This is a genomic window from Curtobacterium flaccumfaciens, assembly GCF_018598405.1.
Classification (GTDB): domain Bacteria; phylum Actinomycetota; class Actinomycetes; order Actinomycetales; family Microbacteriaceae; genus Curtobacterium; species Curtobacterium aurantiacum.
Genome location: NZ_JAHEWS010000005.1, coordinates 1 through 20,710, shown reverse-complemented (window position 1 = coordinate 20,710; position 20,710 = coordinate 1). Strand labels below are relative to the sequence as shown.

Here is a 20,710-nt window from a genome sequence, read left to right as displayed (position 1 = left end):
TCGCCACTCCGAGCGTGACGCGACCACGGCACGGAGGCACGGCGCGCGTCCGACGCGCACCGCGCCTCCCGGTCGTCCCCACTCCACCGCAGGAGGCGACGTGACCACGGAACGCACCACCCCCGCACCCCGCGGCGGCGCCCTCGCGCCGCTCGCGATCCCGGTCTTCCGCGCCCTGTGGATCGCGGCCCTGGTGAGCAACATCGGCAGCTGGATGCAGACCGTCGGCGCGCAGTGGCTGCTCATCGACGAGCACGCCGCGCCCGTCGTCGTCGCCCTCGTGCAGACGGCCTCGAGCCTGCCGGTGCTGCTCGTCGGGATCCCCGCCGGGGTGATCGGCGAGTTCGTCGACCGGCGGCGACTGCTCATCGGCGTGCAGGCGTTCCAGGTGGTCGTGGGCGTCGCGATGACCGTGCTCACCGCGACCGGAGGCATGACCCCGGCCCTCCTGCTCACCGTCACGTTCCTGCTCGGCACGGCGTCCGCGCTCCAGCTGCCCGCGTACCAGGCGCTCGTGCCCGAGATCGTCCCGCGGGCGGCGATCACCGACGCCGCCGCGCTGAGCTCGGTCGGCGTCAACGTCGCCCGGGCGATCGGCCCCGCGCTCGCCGGTGTGGTGATCGCGCAGCTCGGCGTGCCGTTCGTGTTCGCCGCGAACGCACTGTCGTTCGCACTCTTCCTGGTGGTGCTCGTGGCCTGGCGCGGCTACCAGCGCCCGGAGACCCGGGCCGAGCCGTTCATCGACGCGACCCGCGCGGGCCTGCGGTACGTGTTGCACGCCGCGGTCGTCCGCCGGCTGCTCGTGCAGCTGGCCGTCTTCATGGTGCCGGCGAACGCGCTGTGGGCGCTCCTGCCACTCGTCGCCGACGGGTCGCTCGGACTGTCGTCCGGCGGGTACGGACTGCTCCTGGCCGCGGTCGGCACCGGATCGGTCGGTGGTGCGTTCGTGATGCCGGCCGTCCGCGCACGGCTCGGCATCGGCCGCACGGTCGGGGTCGCCTCGGTGGTGTTCGGACTCTGCACCGCGGTCGTCGCGCTCGTCCCGGTGCTGGCGGTCGTCCTGGTCGCGCTCCTGATCGGTGGAGTGGCCTGGATCGCCGTCGTGACCACCCTGAACGGCACGGTGCAGGCGTTCCTGCCCGCCTGGGTCCGGACCCGCGGGCTCGCCGCGTACCAGCTGGTGCTCTTCGGCTGCACGGCGATCGGTGCGGCGGTGGCCGGCGCGGTCGCCACGCCGCTCGGTGTCACCGGCGTGCTCGCCGGTGCCGGTGTCCTCACCGCCCTGAGCGCCACCGCACTGTTCGTGTCCGGGTTCCCCGTGCTCACCGACCGGCAGCGCACCGCCACCCCGATGCCGTTCGCGGACGACGCCTTCGTGCCGGACGGCCGCGGTGCGGAGACGGGGGAGACCCTCGTGCTGCTGCACTGGACCGTGCCAGCGGAGGCCGTCGACGAGTTCCGCACGCGTGCCGCCCGGCTCGGCCGGAGCCGTCGGCGGACCGGAGCACGCGATTGGAACCTGTACCGGGACGCCGCATCCGGACCGGACGCCTGGGTCGAGGCGTTCCGGGTGGGGTCGTGGCAGGAGCACGTCGACCAGCACGAGGTCCGCCAGACCGGGGACGACGCCCGGACCCTGCAGGCCGTGCGCGAGGTCGCCGGTGAACCGCGCGTCGAGCACCTCGTCGCGGTCGGGGTCAGCAGCCCGTCGTCGTGAGGGTGACCGTCGCGACCGAGCCACTCGAGACCTCGGTCGTCTGCGGGCACAGGTCACCGGCGCGGACCGTGACCTCGCCGAGCGGGACGCCCGCGAAGTCCGCCGTGCCGCCCGGGAACACGCGTTGGTGTTCGGAGAGCTTGCCGGTGGACGCGAAGACCTTGACCTCGTAGGGGTGGTCGGCGGCGATCGACGACACCGTGACCGAGACCCGGCCGGTGGAGTCGTGGGCACCGCAGCCGGTCAGTGCCAGGAGGGCGGCCACGCCGAGGACGGTTGCGGGGACGACTCGGATCACGACGACCAGGGTAGACCGCCGCGCCCGAGGATCTGCGCCCTCCGGACTGGGGACAGGACCTGTCCGTTCAGCGCGTTACCGTGGGAGCATGCAGCCGGAAACCGCGATGTCCGTGCCCGCGTCGACCGGGGCCGAAGCGATCCGGCGAGCGGCCCTGATCGCGGCGCTCGACGTCGTCGACGCTGGGGTCGAGGAACGGTTCGAACGGATCACGCGGATCGCCCGTGAAGCCCTCGGTGTGTCCGGTTCGTTCCTCAACCTGGCGGGCGAGACCACGCTGACGATCAAGTCGCAGCAGAGCGACACCGTCTTCGACCCGGTGATCCCGCTGCAGGACACGTTCTGCGGGCGGACGCTCGGCCAGCGAGAGCCCGTCGTCGTGCCCGACGCCCGTGCGGACGACCGGTACGCCGAGATGCCGATGGTCGTCGGCGACCCGAACGTCCGTTTCTACGCCGGGGTCGGGCTCCGTGCCGGCGACGACGACGTGAAGATCGGCACCCTCTGCCTGATCGACCCCGAGCCCCGCACCCTCGACGCCGACGAGCTCGCCCTGCTCCAGGAACTCGGGGTCTGGGCAGAGCGCGAACTGCTCGCCGGCGCCGACGAGGACCGGCTGCGAACCGTGTTGAACGGCCTCGAGCCCAGAGCGGTCAAGGTGCCCGGGTACCGCATCACGGGTGTGTCGATCCCGCATGGGCTCGTCTCCGGAGACTTCCACGACTGGCACCGCTCCGGCGAGGACTCGATCCACCTGACCGTCTCGGACGTCATGGGCAAGGGCATGTCCGCCGGGCTCCTCGCGGCGAACATCCGCGGCGGGTTGCTCGCCCGCGGTGACCTGGAGCCGGGCGTCGCGGTCGCGGAGCTCGAGGCGCAGGTCGCCCCGGAACTCAGCCGTGCAGAGTCCTTCGCGACGATGTTCCACGGACGGCTGACCCCGTCCACCGGACGTCTCGACTTCGCCGACGCCGGCCACGGGCTCGTGCTGCAGCTCCGCGACGACGGTGCCGAACGGATCCTGCGGTCGTCGGACCTGCCGATCGGGCTGCACCCCGCGGGGATGCCGCGCGCAGCCGGGTCGCTCGTGCTCCGGCCCGGTGACGTGCTCATCGTCGTGACGGACGGCGCGCTCGAACTCTGGGACTCAACGCTCGCGTCGCTGTCGGAGCTCGGTTCCCTGTACCGGGAGTCCCCGGACGTCGAGACGTTCCTGCAGCGGGTGCGCGCGCGGGTCCTGGAGCACGACCCGGGCGACGACCTGACCGTCGTCGTGGTGGCGCGCGACGCGCTCGGGGCCTGAGCGGTCGAGAACTGTCGCCGGCTCGTCGCCCGTCGTGCGGCGAGTGGTCGTGACGTGTCGTGCGTGGGGCGCCGAGTGGTCGCGAACTGTCGGTCGGCGGGGCCTCGGGCGACGGTTCGTGACCGCCCGCCGGAGCTGAGCGGTGTGTCGTGACCGTTGGCCGGGCGGCACCACGCACCGACCGGGCGCGTCGTCAGGCGCCGAGGCGCTCGATCAGCTCGGCGTAGCGCGCAGCCGTGCGCTCGACGATCTCGTCCGGGAGCACCGGCGGCGTGCCCTGGCGGTCCCAGTGGGCGCTGAGCCAGTCCCGCACGATCTGCTTGTCGAACGAGTCGGTGCGGTCGGTGGACCGGGCGTCCCAGTAGCGGCTGGAGTCGCTCGTCAGGACCTCGTCCGCGATGCGGATCCGGCCGGTGGCGTCCTGCCCGAACTCGAACTTGGTGTCCGCGATCACGACGTCACGGTCGAGCGCGATGGCCGCTGCCTCGGTGTAGACGTGCAGCGAGAGCTCGCGCAGCGTGGCAGCGGTCTCGGCCCCGACGAGGTCGACGGTCTGCTCGTACGAGATGTTCTCGTCGTGCTCGCCCTGCGGCGCCTTGTACGCCGGCGTGTAGATCGGCTCGGGCAGGCGGTCGCCGTTCGACAGCCCGTCGGGGAGCGCGACACCGCAGACGCTGCCGGTCTCCTGGTACTCCGCCCAGCCGCTGCCGACCAGGTACCCGCGCACCACGCACTCGACGGGGAACATGGTGAGCGGCATGACGTGCATCGACCGTGCCTCGACCTCGGCGGGCACCGGTGTCCCGCCCGAGGACGGACCGATGATGTGGTTCGGCACGTCGCTCAACTGCGTGAACCAGAACCGCGACAGGCGGGTGAGCAGCTCGCCCTTGCCGGGGATCGGTGGCTCGAGCGCGAAGTCGTAGGCACTCACGCGGTCCGAGGCGACGAGCAGCAGCTCGGTGGCGCTCGCGATGTCTGCGGTGCCGGCGGGCACGTAGAGCTCGCGGACCTTGCCGGAGGAGACGTGCCGCCAGCCGTCGATCGTGGCGGGGGCGGTCACCGGGTGACCTTCGCGGCGATGTCGGTGCGGAACTGTGCGCCGTCGAGCGTGATGTCGCCGAGTCCGGCGTAGGCGCGCTCGCGGGCCTGGGCGAAGTCGGACCCGGTCGCGACGACGCTGAGCACCCGGCCGCCGGTGGCGATGAGCGTGTCGTCGAGGACGGCGGTCGCGGCGTGTGCGACGGAGACGCCGTCGCGGGCGTTCGCGTCGTCGATGCCGGTGATCGGCCGGCCGGTCTGCGGGTTCTCCGGGTAGCCCTCGCTGGCCAGGACGACGGTCACGGCGACCTCGTCGCGGAACACCGGAGCGGGGACGGCGCCGAGCTGCCCCGTGGCCGCGGCGAGCAGGAGTGCGCTGAGCGGGGTCGCCAGGCGGGGGAGGACGACCTGCGTCTCCGGGTCGCCGAAGCGTGCGTTGAACTCGATGACGCGGACGCCCTGTTCGGTGACGATGAGCCCGCAGTACAGGAGCCCGACGAACGGCGTGCCCTCGTGCTCGAGGCGGCGGACCGTCGGCAGGGCCACGAGGTCGGTGACCTCGTCGACGAAGGCCTGCTCGGACGGCCAGCGGTCGGCGAGCCACGGCAGCGGCGAGTAGGCGCCCATGCCGCCGGTGTTCGGGCCGAGGTCACCGTCGGCGAGGCGCTTGTAGTCCTGCGCGGGGCTGAGCGCGCGGACGTCGTGTCCGTCGCTCAGGAAGAACAACGAGACCTCTTCGCCGTCGAGGAACTCCTCGACCACGACGTGTCCGTGCTGGAGCCAGTAGGTGGCGTGGTCGATCGCGGCCTGACGGTCGTCGGTCACGAGTACGCCCTTGCCGGCTGCGAGTCCGTCGGCCTTGACGACGTACGGTGCGCCGAGTTCGTCGATCGCGGCGACGGCTTCGTCCACGGTCCCGGCGGAGATCGGACGCCCCGTGGGGACATCGGCCTCGCCCATGATCCGCTTGGCGAACGCCTTCGAGCCCTCGAGCTGGGCGGCGGCCTTGCCCGGACCGAACACCGGGATGCCCCGTGTGCGCACCGGATCGGCCACACCGGCGATGAGCGGGGCCTCCGGACCCACGACGACGAGTTCGACGTCGTTCTCGATCGCGTACTCGGCGACGAGCGCACCGTTGGTGGGGTCGAGGGAGACGGTCTCGACGTCGGCGGCGATGCCGGCGTTGCCGGGCGCTGCCGTGATGACGTGACCCGCATGCTCAGCGAGGAGGGCCGTGATGATCGCGTGCTCGCGGGCACCGGAACCGAGGACGAGGATTCGCACCCGATCACCCTACCCAGCCCGACTCGCCGCCCGCGATGCGAGGGCTAGCCTGTGGAGATGCCACCCAGGAGGATCGAGGACGCCGACGGCCGTGCAGCACTGGCCGCGGTGCGTGGCGGGGAGACGGCTCGACCGGCGGTCGCGACCGCCGTGCGCTGGACGCTGCAGTGCCTGGCGGACGAGGTGCCGGGCGACAGCGTCGAGGTGCGGGTGCCGCCGTTCGCCGCCGTCCAGGCCGTGCCCGGCCCTCGGCACACGCGTGGCACGCCGCCGAACGTCGTCGAGACCGACGCCACCACCTGGCTGGCGCTCGCGTCCGGCGAGCTCACCTGGGCCGAGGCGGTCGCGCAGTCGCGCGTCAGCGCCTCGGGATCCCGCGCGGACCTGACGGCGTTCCTGCCGGTCCGGCTACCCGCTCCCGGCAACTGACCAGGACCGGTCGGCGGCGTTGGTTGCCTGCTCCGCGAATTAGGTAGTGCTTACCGATGCGCCCGCATCGATCGCGTTCCTAAGCTTGAAGTCGCCGGGATTCGGACCCGACCCGAACGGGTCCGAACCCGGCGACAGGGACCAAGGTACGCGATGTTCCGCGTGACGTGTCAATCGCGGCGGCGCGTCGTGCTGCAGTCCGCAACGTTCTTGCGTGCGCGACAGCAGTCGCCCAACGCCGACGACAGCAGTCGCCCGACACCGATGACAGCAGTCGCCGACGCGGATCGGGCCGCCACGCCCCGATCCCGTCAGAGCAGTTCGCTGAGCTCCGACCGCGCGTGCAGGTCCCACTTCGAGAAGACCCGGGACAGGTGCGCGTCGATGGTGCGGGTCGACAGGCCGAGCGACTCCGCGATGCGCCTGTTGCTCAGCCCGTGGGCGGCGAGCTCGGCGACCTCGTACTCCCGCTTCGTCAACGCCGGCCTCGTGCGCCCGGCGGACACCGAGACACCGTGCGAGGCGAGCAGCCCCTGCGCCGCGATGACCCGGGTGCGGTCGTCGGCCTGCACCGCGTCGGCGTACTCCACGATCGCGCCGGCGAGTGGTCCGTCGACCCGGGCCGCTGCCGCGCGCATCCGTTCCAGCGACCCCGAGGTGTCACGGCCGTTCAGGACGCCCACGGCGTAGTGCAGGGCGTGGCCGTACATGACGTGCGTCCACGAACCGTTCGCCGTGCTGCGTTCGATGATCTCGTCGGCGTGCTGCAGTCCGGCCGGGTTGCCGAGGACGGACTCGGTCCAGGCGATCGACACGGCCACCTGCTCGCCGGTGATCCGCATCGCCCGGGGCGGCGTGGTCCGAGCACGCTCGAGCGCCCGGGTCGCCGCCTCCGTGTGACCGGCGTACGCGTGCGCCAGGGCCAGGCGCGCCCAGGGGTACGCCGCGAACCCGCCGTGGTCGGCGATGTCGTACCGCTCGCACGCCGCCGAGAACGCCGCGACGGCGTCGTCCCAGCGGCTCTGCGCGATCGCCAGGTTGCCCTGACCGATGAGCTCGAGCGTGAAGTCGTACTTCAGGTACGGGCTGGACCGTCCCGCCGGCACCTCGGTGATCAGGTCGTCCATGTCGCCGCGCCACATCTGCGCCTGGTGCAGGACGGAGGCGTTCTCGCCGACGCTCCACGGGGCGTCCTCGACGTGTGCCACGGCGGTCGCCAGGGCGCGGCGACCGAGTGCGGCGGCGTCGTCCAGCCGGCCGGCCGTCGCCAGGGCCATCACGGCGCAGGGCGCGACGGCGAGGAAGGACATCGGCATCGTCGGGGCGTGCACGATGCCGCTGCGCTCGATCTCGGCGCGGACCTCGGTGAAGTCACCGGCCCAGCCGAGGTGCGCCATCCGCAGCAGCCGCAGACGCTCGACCGCGTCGGCGGACGACACCAGTCGCGTGGCGGCGTCGGTCAGGGCCACCGCTGCCGTGACGTCGTCGTCGTGGAACTGCCGGATGTTGGCGAGGGTCTCGCACGCCTCGATGACGGCCTCGTCGGTGACCTCGGGCACGTGCTGCTTCGCGACGCCCCACGCCGCCTCGGCGTCCGCACGCCCGGCTTCACGGCCGTCGGAGTACGAGTGCGCCAGCGATCGGAGGCAGTGCGCGGTCACCTGCTCGGTGGGCGTGAGCGTCGTGCGGAGGGCCGCCGAGGCGAGGGCGATCCCACTCTCGTGCTCCTGCAGGCGCACCGCGACCTGGGCCGCGTCGAGCAGCTGGTCGACCGACGGCAGGACCCCGCACTCGAGCGACCACAGTGCGGCTCGCAGGCGTGCGGCGGGCGGTGCGCCCTCGGGACGGTCGGTACGGAAGGCGTTGGCGCGGGCGAACAGCGCCGTGCGTCGGGCCACCGGCACGAGGGTGCGGATGACCTCGCCGACGAGCGGGTGCGACGGTCGGACGACCGCGGCACCGTCCTCGAGCGAGTCGATGCGGACGAGCCCGAGCGCGACGACACGGTCGACGTCCCCGCCGCTGACCAGGCCGAGCAGTCGGGCGAGCGGGATCGGGTCGGCGAGGGCGACGATGTCGACGACGTCACGGAGGTCCTCCGGCAGCGACCCGAGCTCCGTGCGGTACATGTCGGCGAGGCTGTCCGACGCGGTCACCCGGCCGCGCCAGTACCACCCGCTCGCCGTGTGGTCGAGTGCGCCGGAGGCCCGCGCCGCACGGACGACCTCGCGCAGGTACAGCGGGTTGCCCGCGGTGGCCCGGTGGACGCGCTCCGCGGAGGCGTTCTCGAGCGGTGAGCCCAGCGCCTCGGCCACGAGCGCGCCGGTCTCGTGCAGGGCGAGCGGCTGCAGGTCGATGCGCTCCAGCAGGTCGTCCTGCCACAGCGCGCGGAGTGGTTCGGGGAGCGCCGTGAAGTCGCGGCAGGTCAGGACGAGCCGGGCGCCCTGGCGGCGGACCAGCCAGGCGACGTAGCGCGCGGAGATCGCGTCGAGGTGGTCGGCGTCGTCCACGCGGAGCAGGACGTCGCGGTCGACGAGGTCCTCGATCGCCCGGAACCGCTGCTCGGCGCTGGTGTCGTCGGACAGCTCCGAGATCGACGCCGGCAACTCACCGAAGCGCTCGGCGAAGGCGCCGAAGGGCATCGAGCGACTCGCGGCGACCGCCGTGATCGGCACGACGACGGTGCGACCGGTGCCGTCACGGCCGGCGACCCGGTCGGTGACCCGTGCCGCAGCGGTGCTCTTGCCGAGACCGGGCGCGCCGACGATCGCGACGCTCCAGCGGTGCTCGGCGACGACGGCGACGGCGCGGTCCTCCTCCACGCGCTGGGCGACGGGCCAGGCGACGCGGGCGGGAGACGCCGGTCGCCGACCGCGGGCAGAGGCCGTTCGCTCACGCATCCGACACACCTCCTCCGCTTGGGATACCGACCAGTAGCGACCATCCTCCCCCGGATCGGTCGCCGCGCACAGGCCGCGGGACGTCCCACAGTGGGGGACAATGGACGGGTGAGCACCACCGATCAACCCGACGAGCAGCCGCTCCCCACGCCGGCGCCGGCTCCCAGCGCGGTCTCCACCCCCGACGAGGTCACCATCCGCCGTGCCCCGAAGTTCGGCGTGTTCATCGTCGGCGGTGCCGTGCTCGGCTTCCTCGTGACGCTCGTCGTCATCACCCTCACCATGAACCTCGGCGGCCAGCAGGACGACACCAGCTTCGGCAGTCTCGTGGGGTACTTCAGCCTGTGGGGCGTCACGATCGGCGCCTTCGTCGGCGCGGTCATCGCCATCGTCCTCGACCGGGTCTACGCCCGGCGGTCGGCCCGCCTGACGGCGGAGCGCGTCGAGGTCGAACTGCCGCCGGAGACGGTGGACGGCGAGCTCGACGACCACGGTGACCAGCGGCCGTAGCCGCGACCAGCAGACGGACTGGAGGCCCGGTGCCAGCTGGCACCGGGCCTCCAGTCCTCCTCTTGGTCGCGTCCTGGACGCGACCTAGCTGAGCTGGTTCGCCTCGACCCAGGACAGGTACTCCGGGCTCACGGTGCCCGTGACGTACTCGCCCGTGAAGCAGCTCATCTCGAGGTCCGTCACGTCGGAGCCCTCGATGATGGCGTCACGCATGTCCGCGACCTCCTGGTAGATCAGGTGGTCGCTGCCGAGCACGCGGTTGATCTCCGGGATCTTCCGGTCGTGCGCGATGAGCTCGTCGCGCGTCGGCATGTTGATGCCGTAGACGTGCGGGAACCGGACAGGGGGAGCCGCGCTCGTGAACGTGACCTCGTTCGCGCCGGCGGCCCGCGCCATCTCGACGATCTCGCGGCTCGTGGTGCCGCGGACGATCGAGTCGTCGACGATCAGGATGTTCTTGCCCTTGAACTCCGAGGACATCGCGTTGAGCTTCTGGCGCACCGAACGCTTGCGCTCCGCCTGGCCCGGCATGATGAAGGTCCGGCCGACGTAGCGGTTCTTGTAGAAGCCCTCGCGGTACTCGATGCCGAGCTTCCGCGCGACCTGCATCGCCGCCGGACGGCTGGAGTCCGGGATCGGCATGACCACGTCGATGTCACCGGTCGGCGCGTACTGCTCGATGGTGTCCGCGAGACGGTCACCGAGACGCAGACGCGCTTCGTAGACCGAGATGCCGTTCATCACCGAGTCCGGACGGGCCAGGTAGACGTACTCGAACGAGCACGGCACCAGGCGCGGGTTCTTGGCGCACTGGCGGGCGTGCATCTGACCGTTCATCTCGATGAAGACGGCCTCGCCCGGGGCGATGTCGCGGACGATCTCGTAGCCGCCGGACTCGAGCACGAGCGACTCGCTCGCGACGACCCACTCGGGCTGCCCGGCCTCGTCGAACTTGTGCCCGAGGATGAGCGGGCGGATGCCGAACGGGTCACGGAAGGCGAGCAGCCCGTGCCCGGCGATGGTCGCGATCGTGGCGTAGGAGCCTTCGACCCGCTCGTGCACGCGCTCGACGGCGTCGAAGACCTGGCCGGGGTCGAGGTTCGCCCCGCGGACCTGGCCCTGCAGCTCGTGCGCGAGCACGTTCACCAGGAGCTCGGTGTCGCTCGTCGTGTTCAGGTGGCGACGGTCGATGTCGAACAGTTCACGCGTGAGTTCCCGCGTGTTGGTGAGGTTGCCGTTGTGGACGAGGACGATGCCGTACGGCGCGTTCACGTAGAACGGCTGGGCTTCTTCCTCGTTCGTCGCGGCACCCTTGGTGGCGTAGCGGACGTGTCCGAGGCCCATGGTGCCGAGGAGGGCGCGCATGTCCCGGGTCCGGAACGCCTCGCGCACGTGGCCGCGGGTCTTGTGCATGTGGTGCACGTGACCCTCGACCGTGGCGATGCCCGTCGAGTCCTGCCCGCGGTGCTGCAGGAGGAGCAGTGCGTCGTAGATGGATTGGTTGGCGGGGCCCTGCGCAACAAGGCCGACGATGCCGCACATTCGCGGGTGTGCTCCAGATCAGTAGAATCGGGGGGTACCGCACAAGTCTGCCATGTCACCGCGAAGGACTCCGCATGCCCAACCCGTACGCCGAAGCCGGAGTGGACACCGCTGCCGGTGACCTGGCCGTCGAACTGATGAAGTCCGCGGTCGCGGCCACCCACAACGCCTCGGTCCTCGGTGGCGTCGGCGGGTTCGCCGGGCTCTACGACGTGTCGTTCCTGAAGGACTTCTCACACCCGCTGCTCGCGACCTCGACGGACGGCGTCGGCACCAAGGTCGCCATCGCGCAGGCGATCGACAAGCACGACACCATCGGGCAGGACCTGGTCGGCATGGTCGTCGACGACATCGTCGTGGTCGGCGCGAAGCCGCTCTTCATGACGGACTACATCGCCTGCGGTCGCGTGGTGCCGGGCCGGATCGCCGACATCGTCGCCGGCATCGCCCGCGGCTGCTCGGAGACCGGCACCGCCCTGGTCGGCGGCGAGACCGCCGAGCACCCAGGGCTGCTCGGCCCGGACGACTACGACGTGGCCGGTGCCGCGACCGGTGTCGTCGAGGCCGACGCGCAGCTCGGCGCGCACCTGGTGCAGGACGGCGACGTGGTCCTGGCGATCGAGTCGTCGGGTCTGCACTCGAACGGCTACTCGCTCGTGCGCCACATCCTGGCGTCGCGGGGCGTCGGGTTCACCGACCAGCTGGCCGAGCTGAGCGGTGCCGGGTTCGGCGGCGCGGTCTCCGTCGGCGAAGCCCTGCTCGAACCGACCCGCCTGTACACCGCACCGCTCCTGGCCCTGCTCGAGCAGCACCCGGGCGCCGTGCACTCGCTCTCGCACGTGACCGGCGGTGGCATCGCGGCGAACCTGGCGCGCGTGCTGCCCGTCGGCTCCTGGGTCGAGGTCGACCGTTCGACCTGGCAGCCGCTCCCGGTCTTCCGGGTCCTGGCCGACATGGCCGGCACCCCGATCGAGGACACCGAGGGCACCTGGAACCTGGGCATCGGCATGTTCGCCGTCGTCTCGGCCAGTGCTGCGACGGAGGTCATCGCGTCGCTCGGTGCCGCGGGGATGCCGACGTGGCCCGTCGGCACGATCGCGACGTCGGCGCGCGACCTGACCGGCTTCGAGCAGGGAGCCAAGGGCGTCGACGGCGGCGCGGTCCGGCTCGTCGGGAGCTACGCGGCCTGACCCGCTGCGCGGCTGGCTGCCGCCGCGCCGTTCTGCGTGCGGTGCGTGGTCACGAACCGTCGTTCGGCGGGCCCGCAGCCGTCGGTTCTTGACCGCTCGGCGTCGTGCACGCGGGGAGTAGTGACCACTCGGGGCTGGGACCCGGGCGCGCAACCGGCTCGCCGTGATGCGTGCGGTGCATGGTCACGAACCGTCGCCTGCCGGGCCTGCAACCGACGGGTTGTGACCGCTCGGCGTCGTGCGCACGGGGAGTCGTGACCACTCGGGGCTGGGGGCTGGGACCCGGGCGCGCAACCGGCTCGCCGTGGTGCGTGCGGTGCGTGGTCACGAACCGTCGCCTGGCGGGCCTGCAACCGACGGGTTGTGACCGCTCGGCATCGTGCACGCGGGGAGTCCTGACCACTCGAGGCCGGGACCCGAGCGCGCCGACGCGTGTCCGGGCACGCGGAAACGCCGCGCTGCCCGAGGGCTGCGCGGCGTGACTGCGAGAGAGGTCAGGCGGACTTGTTCTGGTCTGCCTGGGTCTCGAACTCGTCTTCGTCTTCCGCCGGTTCCGGACCGTACTGGTCCGCCCAACGGTCGACGTAGTTCTCGTCGGAGTGTTGTCCGGCGGAGAGCTCCTGCTCGAGCGCACCGTAGTTCGTCTGCGGGCTGAAGTACTTCAGCTCACGGGCGACCTTGGTGTGCTTCGCCTTCTGACGGCCGCGCCCCATGCGTGACCCCCTCGTTCGGCTCTGGTCCGGTCCTGGCGAATGACGGAAGATCACTCGGGGAACCAGACGGTTCGTGGTTTGAAATCTGCCGATCACTCTACCATGTACCTCGATCTGGACGTCGCGCGACGGCTGGCCCGCACAGCAGAATCGAAGTGATGACGGAACCCCTCGAGACCCCGGTCGACCAGCACGCCCGCGTGGTGGTGATCGGTGCGGGGCAGGCGGGGCTCTCGGTGGGATACCACCTGCGCCGGCTCGGGCTCACTCCCGGCAGCGACCTCGTGCTCCTCGACCGCGCACCGAGCACGGGCGGGGCGTGGCAGTTCCGGTGGGAGGCCCTGCGGCTCGGAGCAGCCCACCGCGTGCACGACCTGCCGGGCATGCGGGCCATGGGCCTGGAGTTCGACGACGCCGACCGGTCGCGGCCCGCGCGGGACGTCGTCGGCGAGTACTACCGGCGGTTCGAGCAGCACTACGACCTGCGGGTGCGACGTCCCGTCACGGTGACGTCCGTCTCGCGCATCGAGGACGAGGGAGCGGTGAGCGCGGGCTTGTGCGTGACGACCCGGAGCGCGGACGGCGCGGTCAGCCGGATCCACGCGGACGTCGTGGTGAACGCCTCCGGCACCTGGGGGACACCGTTCGTACCGTGGTACCCGGGTCGCGACGCGTTCCGCGGGCGCCAGGTCGACACGACCGAGTACCGGAGCGCCACCGACTTCGCCCGCCAGGACGTCGTGGTGGTGGGCGGGGGCACGAGCGCGATCGGCTTCCTGCTCGAGCTCGACGGCGTGGCCCGATCGACGCACTGGTTCACCCGTCGTCCGATGGTGTGGGCGGGTACGGCGTCGCTCGACGTGGAGTCCGCGGTGGCCGCCGTCGACGAACAGGACCGGGCTGCCCGCGCCGGCGAGGTCCTGCCGAGCATCGTCAGCGGCACCGGGGTCCCGGTGTCGCGACGGATCCGTGCGGGCATCGAGCGGGGCGCGCTGCGGGACGAGCCGATGTTCACGCGGATGGACGCGACCGGCGTGGTCGCCGCGGACGGCACCCACGTGCACGCCGACGCGGTGATCTGGGCCACGGGGTTCCGCGCCGACCTGCGACACCTCGCCCCGCTGCACCTGCGGACCGCGGCCGGGGGTGTGGTCGTGGAGGACGGCCGGTCGGCGGAGGAGCCGCGGTTGTTCCTGGCCGGCTACGGCCCGCAGGCGTCAACCATCGGTGCGAACCGCGCCGGACGGCGCATCGCCCGCCAGGTCATGGACGCGCTGGCGAGCTGACCGGACGCACGCCCCCTCGCACCGTGCGAGGGGCCACGTGAACGGTGCGAGGTTCCGTTCCCGGTGCGGCCCTCGCGAGCTCGCACCGAGTACGGAACCTCGCACCAGACGAAACCGGGACGCGCGGCTCAGGCGGGCAGGGGCTCCTCGACGCCACGACGACGGCGCGACGACTTGAGGAACAGGGCGTCGACCGAGAACCGCCCGGGCCCGGTCAGCGCCACGGCGAGCGAGGCCACCGCGAGCACGAGCACGTACTCGAACCCGCCGTCCTGCGAGTAGAAGCCCGCGGAGGCATGGGCGAGGAATCCGGCGGCCACCATGTCGACGGCCAGCAGCACACCGACGACGCGGGTCGCGACGCCGAGCACGAGGAGCACCCCGCCGACGAGTTCGAGCCCGGCGACGAGGGGTGCGGCGACCTCGGCGAGGGGCACACCCATGCCCGAGAAGCCCTGCACCACGTTCGGGATGCCCTGGGCGAACTTCTGGGCCCCGTGGGCGATGAACACCACCCCGAGGACGATGCGGAGCGCGGTCAGGCCGATGGAGGTCGATGTCGTTCGCATGGCCACGAAGCTATCCGGTGACGCGTCATCGATGTCCCTCCAACAGGGGACTGACCGCGCTTCGCCAGTACATGCCCAGAGCATGCACAGACAACGGTCCGCCGAAGGGCGGACCGTTGCTCAGGAATCGGCGCCGCGGCCCGTCTGCTGCTGGAGGCGGTCGATGTGCTCCGACGCCTGGGCCTTGGTCAGGTCGGCCGGGAGTTCCTCGCCGGCTTCACGGGCCAGGGTGTCGAGGTAGCTGCGCTGCGGTCCGGTCATCGGCTCGTCGCCGGTGACCCACTGCTCGGGATCCTTGCTCGCGTCGGTGGAGGGGTCGGGTCGGGGGCCGCCGAGGGTCTCGCCCTGGATCGGTGCGTCCGGGGTCTGCTGCTGGTCGCGGTCTGCGTCACTCATGTCCGCGACGGTACGCCGCACCCCCGTCACGGCACGCAGCAGCGGCGTCCCCCGAAGCGGCGAGCGATCCACCGCCGGAGCGGCGCATGACCGCCCACCGAAGCGGCGCGCAGCCGTCCCCGACACCGCGGGTCAGACGGGCGCGGCGGCGTACCGGACCAGGTCGGCCCCGACGGCGCTCGACGCGATCGGCACCACCCGGTCGTCCCGCCGGATCCAGATCGTCGCGGCACGCTCGTCGATCCGGTCGACCTCGTGCAGCTCGCCGTCGAGCAGCACCGACGCCGTCACCCGGACGTGCCCGCTGGCCGGCCGTGGGGGCAGCCCGACCACGTCGTCGTCGTACGCCGGGTGCTCGCCGGGCTGCAGGAACGGGGACACGGGCGCGGTGACGACCTCGAGGCCCTCGTCGACCGCGCGCACGGCGACCAGGCGGACCGCCTGGTCGGTCGGCAGCGGCACGTCGACGACGGGCTCGTCGGTGGGTCCGGCCAGTGCACGGAAGGCGGGCCGACCGTCGGGGGCGAGGTGTGCCTCCAGACCGTCGATCCGGACGCGACCGCGCCCACGGGAGTCGGCGTAGAGCCCCGGCTCGATGCCCGACTGCCGGGCCTCGAGCCGGGTGAGGACCACGCGGTCGGGGCGGTACCAGTCACGGAGTGCAGCGGGGTCGACCCAGCCGACGCTCGGCACCCCGCGCGAGAGTGCGGCGGAGTCGTCGGCGGCCCGCTCGTCGAGCGCGCCGAGGGGGTGCTCGCCCCGCACGGCGACGAGCCCTTCGAGCGGGCTGCCGGCCGGCGGCTCGTGGTCGAGCACCTCGACGCGCTTCGAGACCTTGCCGCCGTGTCCGTCGAACGTGGCGAACGTCCGCAGGTCACTGATGGTCATGGGGTCACATGCTACGACTCGTCGGCTCCCCGTCGCGGCGGGGAGGGGACGAGGGCGTGGATCTCGCCCGTGCAGAGCGCGGGGTCGACGCCCTCGGCGGGGCCGGCCGGACGGGTCGCGCGGCGCGGCTGGATGCTGTTGCGTTCGGCGGACCGGAGCAGGCGGTCCTCGGCCGAAGCCGAGGCGGCGGCCTCGGCCGACGAACCGGGCTGCGCGGGGCGGCGGAGCGGCGGTCGGACGGGCTCGCCGCGGCGCTCCTGGCCGGGCAGCGGGCGGGAACGGCGGCCGTACAGCAGCTCGGACGAGTCGAGCAGCCACGGCACCAGGGCCACGGTGACGCCGTGCACGAGCAGCAGCTTCTTGCGGATGCGGCGGCCCCGGTGGTTGTGGAGCAGACCCTCCCACCAGTGCCCGACGATGAAGATCGGGGTGTAGACGGTGACGACCTCGGAGCCGTGTTCGGCCCGGTGCGCCTTGATGTACTTGATGAGGGGCATCGAGATGTCGCGGTACGGGCTCGGCACGATGGTCAGCGGCACCTGGATGCCGTACTCCGCCCACTGGTCGCGCAGGCGCTGGGACTCGGCGTCGTCGATCGCGACGTGCACCGCCTCGATGCTCGCGTGCTCGGCGGCGACCGCGTAGTCGAGCGCCTTGAGCACCGGCTTCTGCAGCTTGTTCACCAGGACGATCGCGTGGTCACCGGTGGCGCCGAACTTCGTCTCGACGTCGGCCTCGATCTCGTGCGAGACGTCGCGGTAGTAGCGGTTCACGCCGAGCATGAGCACGTACAGCACCGGCATGATCAGGAACACGAGCCATGCACCGTGGGTGAACTTCGTGATCGTGACGATGACGAGCACCACGAGGGTGAAGGTCGCGCCGATCGCGTTGATCGTGCGGGAGCGGACGACCTGCCCGCGGTTCACGGCAGGGTCACCCGCGGGCACCGTCCCGTCCCGGTCTGCTCGGAGCAGTCGTGTCCAGTGCACGACCATGCCCGTCTGTCCGAGCGTGAACGACACGAAGACACCGATGATGTAGAGCTGGATGAGGCTCGTGACGTTCGCCCGGTAGACCACGAGCAGCGCCGCGGCGACGAGGGCCAGGACGATGACGCCGTTCGAGTAGATGAGCCGGTCGCCGCGGGTCGACAGGGCCTTCGGGGCGTACGAGTCGCGCGCCAGGATCGAGCCGAGCAGCGGGAACCCGTTGAACGCGGTGTTCGCGGCGAGGAGCAGGACCGCGGCCGTCGTCGCCTGGATCACGAAGAACAGCACCGAGTTGTTGCCGAACGTCGCCGCCGCGATCTGCGCGATGAGGGAGCGCTGCGGCGTGGTCGCACAGTTCGCGAACCCCTGCAGGTCGCAGGCGCGCTCGGCGTAGTGCACGTGCGACACGAGCGCCAGGGTGATGAGCCCGATGAACAGGACGATCGCGATGCCGCCCATCGCGACCAGGGTGGCCTGCGCGTTCTTGATCTTCGGCCGGCGGAACGCCTGCACGCCGTTCGCGATGGCCTCGACGCCGGTCAGGGCCGAGCAGCCCGAGGCGAAGGCCCGGAGCAGCAGCAGGATGAACGCCGCCTGCGTCGTGTGCTCCACGTTCTGCACGGTGTACGCGGCCGACTCGGCGACCGGGGCGTTGCCGGCGGCGACCCGGACGAGCCCGGTCACGACCATCACGAAGACGCTCGCCACGAACAGGTAGGTGGGGATCGCGAACGCCTTGCTCGACTCCCGCACGCCGCGCAGGTTCGCGGCGGCGAGCAGCACGACGAACAGCAGGGCGAGCTCGACGCGGAAGTGGTCGAGCATCGGGAGCGCCGAGATGATGTTGTCGACACCGGAGGCGACCGACACGGCCACCGTCATCACGTAGTCGACGAGCAGTGCACTCGCGACGACCAGCCCGGCCTTCTCGCCGAGGTTCCGGTGCGCCACCTCGTAGTCGCCACCGCCGGACGGGTACGCCTTGATGAGCTGCCGGTACGACGCGACGACCACGACGAGCAGCAGCACGACGAGCGCGGCGACCCACGGTGCGAACGTCAGGAAGGCCATGCCGCCGAGCAGCAGGATCATCAGGAGTTCCTGCGGCGCGTACGCGACAGAGGACAGCGGGTCACTCGCGAAGATCGGCAGGGCCAGGTGCTTCGGGAGGAGCTGTCCTTCGAGCTTCTCAGAGGGGAGGGGATCCCCGATCAGTCGTGCTTTCAACGACCGGATCTCGTTCGTCACGAGCGGCAAACCTACTCAGTTCCGGGCGCGAGTCAACACGGTTCGCCTGCCGCACATTCCCGGGTGACCACGGGCGCTCGACGCTGGGTGCCGGGAACCCCTTGCGGTTGACGCGGCGTCAAGCACTACAGTCCCAGCATGAGCGCATCGACAGGCCCGGACGACGCAGCTGCGAAAGCGCCCCACGGGATCACCGAAGTGGCGCGTTCCGCCGGCATCTCGAGCCGGACGCTGCGGCACTACGAGGCCATCGGGCTGCTGCCGGCCACCGCGGTCGGAGCGGGTGGCCTCCGCCGCTACGACGACCGCGCGCTCGTGCGCCTGCAGCGCATCCTGCTGCTGCGCCGGCTCGGGCTCGGCCTGCCGGAGATCGCGCGGCGGCTCGACACCGAGGGCGACGACCTCACGGCCCTCGCGGCGCACCTCGCGTGGCTCGAGCGCGAACGGGACCGTCTGGCGCGACAGCTGGCGGCCGTGCGCACCACCGTGACGCGGATCGAGCACGGCGAGCGCCTGACGGCGGTCGACGCGTTCGCCGGCTTCGCGCCGACGCGGGTGTCGGCCGTCGAGTCACCGGTTCCGGGGCGGTGAGGGAACCAGGTTCCGGACACCACACCGCGCATCTGCACGGCGCTGTGTCCGGAACCTGGTTCCGCGGGCGGTGTCGGTCGCGACCGCGGGTGGTCGCGGTGACGGCCGGGAGGCCCTGGTCGCCACCGTCTGTCGGCCGCGGGTCGTCAGAGCGACTTGCGCAGGGCCTCCAGGCCGTCGCGCAGGCGCGTCACGGTGTCCGCACCGAGCGTGCCGCGGGTCGCCCGACGACGGAGGTCCGCACGCACCTGCTGCCGGAACGACGACAGTGCCATCTCGAGCTCGCGCAGGGCGCGGGCGCTGTCCGACGGCACGGACACGGGCTCCTCGGCGGGACCGGTGGCCGGGCTCTCGGCTGCGGCCGCCAGGTCGGCCCGGAGAGACCGCATGGCCTCGCCGACCGAGGCTCGCACGCCGTCGGCCAGGGACTTCACCGAGTCGCTGACCCCGGACTCGACCGCGGCGATCTCGTCGGCGCGGGCCGCGAGTTCGGCGCGGCCGGCGTCCGTGATCGCGTAGACGGTCTTGCGGCCGTCGGCGGTCTTCGTGACGAGGCCGTCGTCCTCGAGCTTCGCGAGCCGGGGGTAGACGGTGCCGGCGCTCGGCACGTAGGTGCCGCCGAAGCGGTCGCCGAGTGCCTGGATGAGCTCGTAGCCGTGCATGGGGTGGTCGGCGAGCAGGACGAGCAGGTAGAGGCGCAGGTGGCCGTGGGCGAAGACGGGGCTCATTCGGGCACCTCGCTCTCGTTCGTCGGGGCGGTCGGAGCCGTCGGTGTACTCGGAGCCGTCGGGGGTGCCGGCTCGGCGACCGGCGGGGCGTGCAGCACCGCGATGTCACCGGAGACGGAGTTCACGCGCAGGTCGAGCCACTGGCCGGACAGCTCGCCGCCCTGCTTGACGTACGAGCCACGCACGCCGCGGATCTCGGCGTCGTCGAACTGCAGCTTGCCGGTGGCGGTGTTGACCGTGCACTTGTAGGCGACGCCGTCCTCGAGCCGGACGCTCACCGAGCCGGACACCGTGTTGATGCGGGCGGACTCGGGGACCCCGTGCAGGTCGAGCACGACGTCGGCCGAGACGCCGTCGGCCTGGAACCGCGGGATCTCGCCGGTGGCCACGACGTCACCGGAGACGGTGTGCACCGCGAGGGCGCCGTCGAGGTCGCGGATCGTCGTGGCGCCCGAGACGGCGTTCACGGTCACGTCACCGGCCACACCGTCGACGACCAGGTCGCCGGACACCGTGTTGAGGGTCGCGCCGCGGTTCGTGCCGGACAGCAGTGCACCGGCCGAGACGACACCGAGCGTGATGCCGGCGTCGCGGGGGACCAGGATGCTGACGTCGGCGTGGGCCTTGCCGCGGAAGGACTTCAGGAACCCGATGGGGTCGTCCCACCGGACCTGGGGGTGGTCGACGGTGAGGGTGTCGCCGTCGACCTCGATGAGCATCTGCTTGCCGGACACGCTGTGGACCTCGACCCGGGCCGTGGGTTCGTCGTGCGCGACGACGTCCACCTGCCCACCGACGAGCCCGATGCGCACGGTGCGCACGATGCCGGTGTCGATGACCTTGGGCTCGTCGACGAGCCACTTCTCCTGCGCCATGTTGCCTCCTGAAACTCGCGATGTATCGCGTCTGTGGAGGTCACGCTATATCGCGTTCACCCTCGCCGCAAGGGTCGCCGGGCGACTGCCGGGCGACTGCCGGGCGACTGCCGGGCGGATCGTGAGCAGGAATGGTCGGGTCGGCGCCGTGGACCCGACCATTCCTGCTCACGGAGCGGGCGTGGCGGGGGCGGGGTGGGCCTCCAG

The 20,710-nt window shown here is 71.9% G+C and carries 19 protein-coding genes; 7 read left to right on the top strand and 12 right to left on the bottom strand.

Annotated elements, in window-relative coordinates; all coding sequences use genetic code 11:
- The first annotated feature begins 100 nt into the window (after positions 1–100).
- Positions 101–1,717 carry an MFS transporter gene (locus KK097_RS04480; protein WP_214528917.1) on the top strand — a complete coding sequence of 539 codons (1,617 nt, stop codon included), beginning with the start codon at positions 101–103 and terminating at the stop codon, positions 1,715–1,717.
- Here the strand turns inward: KK097_RS04480 and KK097_RS04475 are convergent.
- Positions 1,698–2,015 carry a hypothetical protein gene (locus KK097_RS04475; protein WP_214543843.1) on the bottom strand — a complete coding sequence of 106 codons (318 nt, stop codon included), beginning with the start codon at positions 2,013–2,015 and terminating at the stop codon, positions 1,698–1,700. The two genes, KK097_RS04480 and KK097_RS04475, sit on opposite strands and share 20 nt — an antisense overlap.
- 88 nt (positions 2,016–2,103) lie before the next feature.
- On the opposite strand from KK097_RS04475, the gene KK097_RS04470 reads away from it, so the two are divergent.
- A complete protein-coding gene (locus tag KK097_RS04470; protein WP_214543842.1) occupies positions 2,104–3,318 on the top strand; it encodes a PP2C family protein-serine/threonine phosphatase in 1,215 nt (404 codons plus the stop codon).
- 193 nt (positions 3,319–3,511) lie between these two features.
- On the opposite strand, the gene KK097_RS04465 is transcribed toward KK097_RS04470, so the two are convergent.
- Together KK097_RS04465 and purD are read right to left on the bottom strand one after the other, a co-directional pair.
- Positions 3,512–4,381, bottom strand: coding sequence for a phosphoribosylaminoimidazolesuccinocarboxamide synthase (locus tag KK097_RS04465; RefSeq protein WP_214528920.1), 870 nt, complete (start codon positions 4,379–4,381; stop codon positions 3,512–3,514).
- On the bottom strand, positions 4,378–5,646 hold the full coding sequence (gene purD / locus KK097_RS04460; protein ID WP_214543841.1) for a phosphoribosylamine--glycine ligase: 1,269 nt from the start codon (positions 5,644–5,646) through the stop codon (positions 4,378–4,380). Before purD ends, KK097_RS04465 begins: the two co-directional genes overlap by 4 nt.
- 57 nt (positions 5,647–5,703) lie before the next feature.
- Here purD and KK097_RS04455 point away from each other — a divergent pair, with 57 nt between their 5' ends.
- Positions 5,704–6,075 carry a sterol carrier family protein gene (locus KK097_RS04455; protein WP_214543840.1) on the top strand — a complete coding sequence of 124 codons (372 nt, stop codon included), beginning with the start codon at positions 5,704–5,706 and terminating at the stop codon, positions 6,073–6,075.
- Positions 6,076–6,386: 311 nt separating this feature from the next.
- Here KK097_RS04455 and KK097_RS04450 read toward each other — a convergent pair whose 3' ends face one another.
- Positions 6,387–8,975 carry a LuxR C-terminal-related transcriptional regulator gene (locus KK097_RS04450; RefSeq protein ID WP_214543839.1) on the bottom strand — a complete coding sequence of 863 codons (2,589 nt, stop codon included), beginning with the start codon at positions 8,973–8,975 and terminating at the stop codon, positions 6,387–6,389.
- Positions 8,976–9,083: 108 nt separating this feature from the next.
- Between KK097_RS04450 and KK097_RS04445 the strand changes: the two genes are divergently transcribed.
- A complete protein-coding gene (locus KK097_RS04445; protein WP_214528924.1) occupies positions 9,084–9,485 on the top strand; it encodes a hypothetical protein in 402 nt (133 codons plus the stop codon).
- An 84-nt stretch (positions 9,486–9,569) separates the two neighbouring features.
- Here the strand turns inward: KK097_RS04445 and purF are convergent, their stop codons facing one another.
- Positions 9,570–11,027 (bottom strand): amidophosphoribosyltransferase, encoded by a 1,458-nt coding sequence (gene purF / locus KK097_RS04440; RefSeq protein ID WP_214528925.1) that lies wholly within the window; start codon positions 11,025–11,027, stop codon positions 9,570–9,572.
- A 74-nt stretch (positions 11,028–11,101) separates the two neighbouring features.
- Between purF and purM the strand changes: the two genes are divergently transcribed.
- The gene (gene purM / locus KK097_RS04435) at positions 11,102–12,217 is read left to right on the top strand and encodes a phosphoribosylformylglycinamidine cyclo-ligase (RefSeq protein WP_214543838.1); all 1,116 of its coding nucleotides are present in this window, start codon (positions 11,102–11,104) and stop codon (positions 12,215–12,217) included.
- 494 nt (positions 12,218–12,711) lie between these two features.
- On the opposite strand, the gene KK097_RS04430 is transcribed toward purM, so the two are convergent.
- Positions 12,712–12,930, bottom strand: a complete 219-nt coding sequence (locus KK097_RS04430; protein ID WP_017886249.1) for a DUF3073 domain-containing protein — start codon at positions 12,928–12,930, stop codon at positions 12,712–12,714.
- A gap of 158 nt (positions 12,931–13,088) precedes the next feature.
- Between KK097_RS04430 and KK097_RS04425 the strand changes: the two genes are divergently transcribed.
- The gene (locus tag KK097_RS04425) at positions 13,089–14,216 is read left to right on the top strand and encodes an NAD(P)-binding domain-containing protein (protein ID WP_214543837.1); all 1,128 of its coding nucleotides are present in this window, start codon (positions 13,089–13,091) and stop codon (positions 14,214–14,216) included.
- Positions 14,217–14,344: 128 nt separating this feature from the next.
- On the opposite strand, the gene KK097_RS04420 is transcribed toward KK097_RS04425, so the two are convergent.
- The 4 genes from KK097_RS04420 to KK097_RS04405 form a co-directional block, all read right to left on the bottom strand.
- Positions 14,345–14,785 (bottom strand): DoxX family protein, encoded by a 441-nt coding sequence (locus KK097_RS04420; protein ID WP_214543836.1) that lies wholly within the window; start codon positions 14,783–14,785, stop codon positions 14,345–14,347.
- 120 nt (positions 14,786–14,905) lie between these two features.
- Positions 14,906–15,181 carry a DUF3072 domain-containing protein gene (locus KK097_RS04415; protein WP_017886246.1) on the bottom strand — a complete coding sequence of 92 codons (276 nt, stop codon included), beginning with the start codon at positions 15,179–15,181 and terminating at the stop codon, positions 14,906–14,908.
- Between the two features lie 132 nt (positions 15,182–15,313).
- The gene (locus tag KK097_RS04410; RefSeq protein WP_214543835.1) at positions 15,314–16,069 is read right to left on the bottom strand and encodes a hypothetical protein; all 756 of its coding nucleotides are present in this window, start codon (positions 16,067–16,069) and stop codon (positions 15,314–15,316) included.
- An 11-nt stretch (positions 16,070–16,080) separates the two neighbouring features.
- A complete protein-coding gene (locus KK097_RS04405) occupies positions 16,081–18,318 on the bottom strand; it encodes an APC family permease (RefSeq protein ID WP_214543834.1) in 2,238 nt (745 codons plus the stop codon).
- A gap of 129 nt (positions 18,319–18,447) precedes the next feature.
- Here KK097_RS04405 and KK097_RS04400 point away from each other — a divergent pair, with 129 nt between their 5' ends.
- Positions 18,448–18,900 carry a MerR family transcriptional regulator gene (locus KK097_RS04400; RefSeq protein ID WP_214543833.1) on the top strand — a complete coding sequence of 151 codons (453 nt, stop codon included), beginning with the start codon at positions 18,448–18,450 and terminating at the stop codon, positions 18,898–18,900.
- Between the two features lie 146 nt (positions 18,901–19,046).
- On the opposite strand, the gene KK097_RS04395 is transcribed toward KK097_RS04400, so the two are convergent.
- Together KK097_RS04395 and KK097_RS04390 are read right to left on the bottom strand one after the other, a co-directional pair.
- A complete protein-coding gene (locus KK097_RS04395) occupies positions 19,047–19,628 on the bottom strand; it encodes a PadR family transcriptional regulator (RefSeq protein ID WP_214528933.1) in 582 nt (193 codons plus the stop codon).
- Positions 19,625–20,503 (bottom strand): DUF4097 family beta strand repeat-containing protein, encoded by an 879-nt coding sequence (locus tag KK097_RS04390; protein WP_214528934.1) that lies wholly within the window; start codon positions 20,501–20,503, stop codon positions 19,625–19,627. Before KK097_RS04390 ends, KK097_RS04395 begins: the two co-directional genes overlap by 4 nt.
- Between the last annotated feature and the right edge of the window lie 207 nt (positions 20,504–20,710).